The organism is Variovorax sp. P1_H12_2 (assembly GCF_056405335.1).
The window spans coordinates 1-1,791 of the sequence record NZ_JBFUCI010000685.1 but is presented as its reverse complement, the minus strand read 5'-3'; the positions used below and the strand labels follow the sequence as shown (position 1 = coordinate 1,791).

Here is a 1,791-nt window from a genome sequence, read left to right as displayed (position 1 = left end):
CGACACCGAGCGCGACTACTTCCTGACGGCCGACGAATCGAAGGAGTACGGCCTGATCGACCAGGTCATCTCCAAGCGCAGCTGAAAGGCGCGCGCTGAGGCGAGCGCGCAACAACGGCGTTTTCCTGTGGGAAAGCGCCGTTTTTCTTCAGGCCAGCGATGGGCTTGTGGGCTTTCATCTTCGCTATCATTGTTAAACCCCTGTTACGAGGCATCTGCCCATGGCCGAGAAAAAAGGCTCCTCCAGCGAAAAAACGCTCTACTGCTCGTTCTGCGGGAAGAGTCAGCACGAGGTCAAGAAGCTGATTGCCGGACCGTCGGTCTTCATCTGCGACGAGTGCATCGACCTCTGCAACGAGATCATTCGCGACGAATTGCCGACGGGCGATGACGCGCGCGAGGCGCGCAACGACCTGCCGACCCCGCTGGAGATCAAGTCCAACCTCGACAATTACGTGATCGGCCAGGAGCCGGCCAAGCGGATGCTGTCGGTGGCGGTCTACAACCACTACAAGCGGCTGCGCCACAAGGAAAAGTCCAAGGGCGACGACGTCGAGCTCAGCAAGAGCAACATTCTCCTGATCGGCCCGACCGGTTCGGGCAAGACCCTGCTGGCGCAGACCTTGGCGCGCATGCTCGACGTGCCGTTCGTGATGGCCGACGCCACCACGTTGACCGAGGCCGGGTACGTCGGCGAGGACGTCGAGAACATCATCCAGAAGCTGCTGCAGAGCTGCAACTACGAGGTCGAGCGGGCCCAGCGCGGCATCGTCTACATCGACGAGATCGACAAGATCTCGCGCAAGTCGGACAACCCCTCGATCACCCGCGACGTCTCGGGCGAGGGCGTGCAGCAGGCGCTGCTGAAGCTGATCGAAGGCACCATGGCCAGCGTGCCGCCCCAGGGCGGGCGCAAGCACCCGAACCAGGACTTCCTGCAGATCGACACCACCAACATCCTGTTCATCTGCGGCGGCGCCTTCGCCGGGCTCGAAAAGGTGATCGAGAACCGCACCGAGGCCTCCGGCATCGGTTTCGGCGCCTCGGTCAAGAGCAAGAAGCAGCGCAGCGTCACCGAGGTGTTCCGCGAGGTCGAACCCGAGGACCTGATCAAGTTCGGGTTGATCCCTGAGCTGGTCGGGCGGATGCCGGTGGTCGCTTCGCTGGCCGAACTGAGCGAAGACGCCCTGGTGCAGATCCTGACCGAACCCAAGAATGCGGTGGTCAAGCAGTTCACCAAGCTGCTGCAGATGGAAGGCGTCGACCTCGAGATCCGTCCGGCGGCGCTCAAGGCCATTGCCCGCAAGGCCCTGGCGCGCAAGACCGGCGCGCGCGGCCTGCGCTCGATCCTCGAGCAGTCGCTGATCGACACCATGTTCGAGCTGCCGAACGCCACCAATGTCGACAAGGTGGTGGTCGAGGAGTCGACCATCGACGAGAACAAGCCACCGCTGCTGGTCTATCGCGAGGCCGCCAAAAAGGCCTGAATGCAGCTGCACCGGACGCGCCCTTCCCGCCAGGCGTCCGGCGTCTTCGACGAAGACCGTGCCCGCCCACTTGAAAAGTGCGCGCGGCCGACCATCTTTCCATGATCAAGTAAAGGATTTCCATGTCCGGTCATACCCCCCTGCCTGCTTCCGAGCTCGACCTGCCGCTGTTGCCGCTGCGCGACGTGGTCGTGTTCCCTCACATGGTGATTCCGCTTTTCGTCGGCCGGCCCAAGAGCATCAAGGCGCTTGAGTTGGCGATGGAAGCCGAGCGCCGCATCATGCTGGTGGCGCAGAAGGCCGC

Annotated in this window: 3 protein-coding genes; all 3 read left to right on the top strand. The window is 62.9% G+C overall.

The window, feature by feature from the left end:
- Window positions 1-85: ATP-dependent Clp protease proteolytic subunit (locus AC1D2K_RS34180; RefSeq protein WP_478094809.1), on the top strand; the 85-nt coding region annotated here is incomplete at its 5' end.
- Between the two features lie 136 nt (window positions 86-221).
- Window positions 222-1,487: an ATP-dependent Clp protease ATP-binding subunit ClpX gene (gene clpX, locus AC1D2K_RS34175; RefSeq protein WP_478094807.1), complete on the top strand. Its 1,266-nt coding sequence runs from the start codon at window positions 222-224 to the stop codon at window positions 1,485-1,487.
- Window positions 1,488-1,609: 122 nt separating this feature from the next.
- Window positions 1,610-1,791, top strand: a 182-nt coding sequence (locus tag AC1D2K_RS34170; RefSeq protein WP_478094805.1) for an LON peptidase substrate-binding domain-containing protein, incomplete at its 3' end; no start/stop codon positions are given.